The sequence below is a fragment of the Acinetobacter sp. YH12063 genome, from assembly GCF_013419715.1.
In the GTDB taxonomy this organism is placed as follows: Bacteria; Pseudomonadota; Gammaproteobacteria; order Pseudomonadales; family Moraxellaceae; genus Acinetobacter; species Acinetobacter amyesii.
Map to the genome: position 1 here is coordinate 1 of NZ_VOZO01000034.1, position 4,055 is coordinate 4,055.

Annotated in this window: 3 protein-coding genes; 2 read left to right on the forward strand and 1 reads right to left on the reverse strand. The window is 35.1% G+C overall.

Features of this window, described 5'->3' with window-relative positions; translation table 11 throughout:
* Positions 1-332 precede the first annotated feature (332 nt).
* On the forward strand, positions 333-1,631 hold the full coding sequence (locus tag FTU12_RS16115; protein ID WP_180114985.1) for an MgtC/SapB family protein: 1,299 nt from the start codon (positions 333-335) through the stop codon (positions 1,629-1,631).
* A gap of 23 nt (positions 1,632-1,654) precedes the next feature.
* Here the strand turns inward: FTU12_RS16115 and yddG are convergent, their stop codons facing one another.
* The gene (gene yddG / locus FTU12_RS16120; RefSeq protein ID WP_180114987.1) at positions 1,655-2,578 is read right to left on the reverse strand and encodes an aromatic amino acid DMT transporter YddG; all 924 of its coding nucleotides are present in this window, start codon (positions 2,576-2,578) and stop codon (positions 1,655-1,657) included.
* 265 nt (positions 2,579-2,843) lie between these two features.
* Between yddG and FTU12_RS16125 the strand changes: the two genes are divergently transcribed.
* Positions 2,844-3,047, forward strand: a complete 204-nt coding sequence (locus tag FTU12_RS16125; protein WP_257227332.1) for a hypothetical protein — start codon at positions 2,844-2,846, stop codon at positions 3,045-3,047.
* The last annotated feature ends 1,008 nt before the right edge of the window (positions 3,048-4,055 follow it).

Sequence of the window (4,055 nt, forward strand, 5' to 3'; positions counted from 1 at the left end):
CTGAGGATCAGAAAGCTTGTTTGAATCGATGTATTTCATCCGCAGATTATGCACGAATGCTAAGAAATCCGGAGTGCAAATATTAACCAAAAGAAGATCGTTTTTTGATTTATGAAAGAGATCTAATTAAAATATGGGAAAAATTAATGTTTACTAAGATATTTATCATGGAATTGTTTATGATTTAAAGGATGACTAAACTTTGAACATGATTGAAAATGCTCAAGTTGTTCAATTTATATATTTATTTTTCGAATTTTAGCGTTAAATTTTTTTATTATTTTTTATTTATATTGCCAATATAAACAATGTATTGATGGGAGGGCTTAAATTTGGAAATACTCATACAAACATTATCCTTCCCAGCATTGTTAACTATTTTAGCTTCGGCTTTAGGCTGTGGATTGCTCATCGGTTTGGAGCGTCAACGTAACAACAATTTGGACAGTGAACAGAGTTTTGCTGGTTTACGCTCATTTACCATTTGTGCGTTGTTTGGAGCATTGTGTTTTTTAATACATTTAGCTGTTGGTGTGATCGGTGCAATTGTCGTCAGTATGTTTAGCTATTATGGATTAAGTCAACAAAAACAAGATATTGGAACAACCACTGAACTTGCTTTTGTAATGACTTATTTGATCGGTGCCGCTTGTGTTTTTAATATTCCACTTGCTGCCTGTTTGGCTGTGGTGTTGACCCTCATATTATTTGGAAAAAAAGGCTTACATCATTTTGCAGCGCATTGGATCAAAGACTATGAGTTAAGAGATGGGGTCTTTTTACTGGCATTGATCCTAATTGCCTTACCTTTAACGCCGAATCAAGCCTATTGGGGTTCAGTATTAAATCCCTATGTGATTTTAAAATTACTGATATTGATCTTGGTGGTGCAGTCATTAGCGCACATCGCCAAGCGGCTTCTATCCTCTGATAAAGCCATTATTTTATCGGCCTTGGCATCAGGTTTTGTGTCGAGCACAGCAACAATCGCAAGCTTAGGCATGGAAGTGCGAGCAGGAAAAGCCAGTGCCAAAAGTAATGCAGGGGCAGGACTTTTTTCATGTGTTGCGACATTGGTTCAACTTTTGATCATTGTCCTTGGGGTGAGTTTTGCTTGGTTTAAAATATTAGTTATACCAAGTATCGTCGGCATCTTGATATTGGTCCTTGCTGCGTTATATCTGATTTATGGCTCATCTCAAGTTCAGCATAATAAAGAGTCAGAACCTGAAATGCTTCGTGTAGAGGCGAATGAAACAGTGCCGTTAGAAAATACTGATAGTCGAATGTTTAGCTTAAAACAGGCGGCAATCATTGCCATCACGCTTACTTTGATCCAAGCACTTGTTTATGGATTAAATCTCGCTTTAGGTGATAAAGGCTTAGTTTTAGGGACATTATTGGCATCACTCTTTGAAGTCCATGCAGCTATGGCAACCGTGGTGATGCAAGGTAATATCGACAATTTAACATTGGTTTATGCTGTGGTGATTGGATTATCAGCCCATGCGATTTCAAAATGTGTGAATGCATTTCTCACAGGTGGCTGGAAATATTTTCTATATTTTGCACCAACACAGTTACTTCATATGCTGTGCCTAATCGCGGTTTTGCTATTCAGTTTAAGATAAATGAGCCAAGTGACTGCTTTTTATTATTCATGGCGCAATTGCATTAATCTGGCTTTAATTTGTGGCCAACTGGTTGAAATCCAACATACCAGCGAACCGAATGTCACCAAAATGGCACCATGCCAAAAACTTAAACTCAGTGGTGTCTGTAAAATAAACATTGAAATCAATGAAGAAAAAATCGGACTAAAATAAGATAAGGTCACCAATATCGTAATATTGCCTTTTATAATACCTACATTCCACGCTGCATAACCCAAAGCGGTCACGATGGACACGATTAACATATACTTACCGGTATGTAAGTCTACGGCAGGCATTCGCGGGATACCGTGAAATATCAACATTTTTAGCCATAGCACAATGGTAATTACGACGAAAAAGAATGAAATAGGGTTATGTCCATGACTGTATTTACGTGTAATCACACAGTAGAGTGACCATAAACTCGCTCCCATAAAAGCAAGAAAATAGCTTAATGGATTGGACTGAATGTTGGTAAAGACTGTAGACCAGTTAAAACTTCCGTTAACAGTTTGGATTAAAATAATGCCGCCCAAACTAACGGCTAAACCAATGATTACGAAAAAGTTAAATTTTAATTCTTTAAATAATATTAACGCGGCAATTGTCAGACTCGGCCATAAATAATTGACCAAACTGATTTCAATCGCTTGTTGAGCTGTTTGAGCCAAAGCAATGGCATACGAAAAACACAACTCATAAATCACAAATAAAAGGGTGGCATATATCAAAAATTGGCGCGGAACCAGTTTAAGGTTTGGAATTTTAAATAAGAGCAATAGAATAATTGCGCTCAAGGTATACATAAAGAGCACAGCAAGATCAGGGCCAATACTGAAACTAATTTTCTTAAGTAAACCAACAATAGAAGACCATTGTAAGATTGCACTGAATCCAATCAGCGTTGCAAGATTTTTGGACATGATTGCTCGAAGATTTCGCAAATGGCGAATGAATTTTTAATTTTTATTATAGTCTTTATTCAGTCGTTTAGTATAAGCGTGAAATTATCAAACTCTATTTAATTAAAAAGATTTAGAGCTCGTCGTACGTCAAGAGCAGCATGGCGATGAACTAGGTTTAGGTTCTGGTTTATTAACACAAGATTTAAAACTTGGTCAATATATTCATACCTGTATTCGTGCGAATCCAAATTTTCACTTAGCAGAAGGCGTTCACTCTGCGATTTTGATTTGCAATGGCTCAGGAATGGCGGGTTTGCTTTCACATCTTAAGCAACGTGTCGCAACAGAGCACTATCAAAACTGGTTAATTTATGGTGAGCGTCAACAAGCTTTCGATGCAATTTTTGCTGATGAACTGCATGAATTACAAAACCAAGGTAAAATTGCAGAAGTCGATCGGGTATTTTCTCGTGATGGATTTGCTTAAAAATATGTGCAAGATATCCTAGTTGTGAAAAAAGCTGAATTGATTGATTGGCTAGAGCAAGGGCATGTCTCTATATCTGCGGCAGTTTGAATATGGCTAAAGCGGTAGATGCCACTTTGCAAGAGATACTGGGCATTGAACAACTGCATACACTGCGTAAAGCAGGTCGTTACCGCCGCGATGTGTATTAAATAATTGATGTCTACTGAAGAAGTAAAGTAATGATGCAGTTCGTAATGAGATGGATCGATAGTTTAAAAAGGAATAATAATGGATAAATTTGTAATTAGAGTTTATCACGATTATAAAAGGCTAATTATAGCTATTTTTTTTATTATTGAGTTTTTGATTTTTTTAATAAAGTATTACTTTTTTGGGATAGGTTTCTGGAGTTTTATTGGTGCAGTAGTTTTTTTTATTATCTTTGTTGATCTAATTTATAATGGGAGTTATTTGTTGATCGGGAAGATAAAAAAAGAAAGTGAAGTTTATGAATATTATATTAGGTTTATCTATATTTTTGTAATTTATTTATTTTCAATATATTGCATTGTTGAGTGAAGAGTAAAATTTAAAAATTATGAGTAAATATTTTTTTTTAATATTTTGTAGAGTTTTGCTCGTTTATGGCTCTATTGCATAAAGATTCTTAAGGCAGACCACCATAAGTCACTAAAAATTAAGTAACTTACTTGGATATGAGGTGGGCCTAATCAAAATCTTTTGTCTTCTCCAAAGCAAGGATTAATCAATTGCTAGCCAATCTTATTGTTTGAATCTTTTATTTGGAACTGAGTGAAAATGACTTATGAGTATAAATTAATTTTCAGAATTAGGTGTTTTGATTTTACAAAGATATTTGATCATGATGCTTTAAATTTATAGATCTCTTTCATAAATCAAAAAACGATCTTCTTTTGGTTAATATTTGCACTCCGGATTTCTTAGCATTCGTGCATAATCTGCGGATGAAATACATCGATTCAAACAAGCTTTCTGATCCTCAGT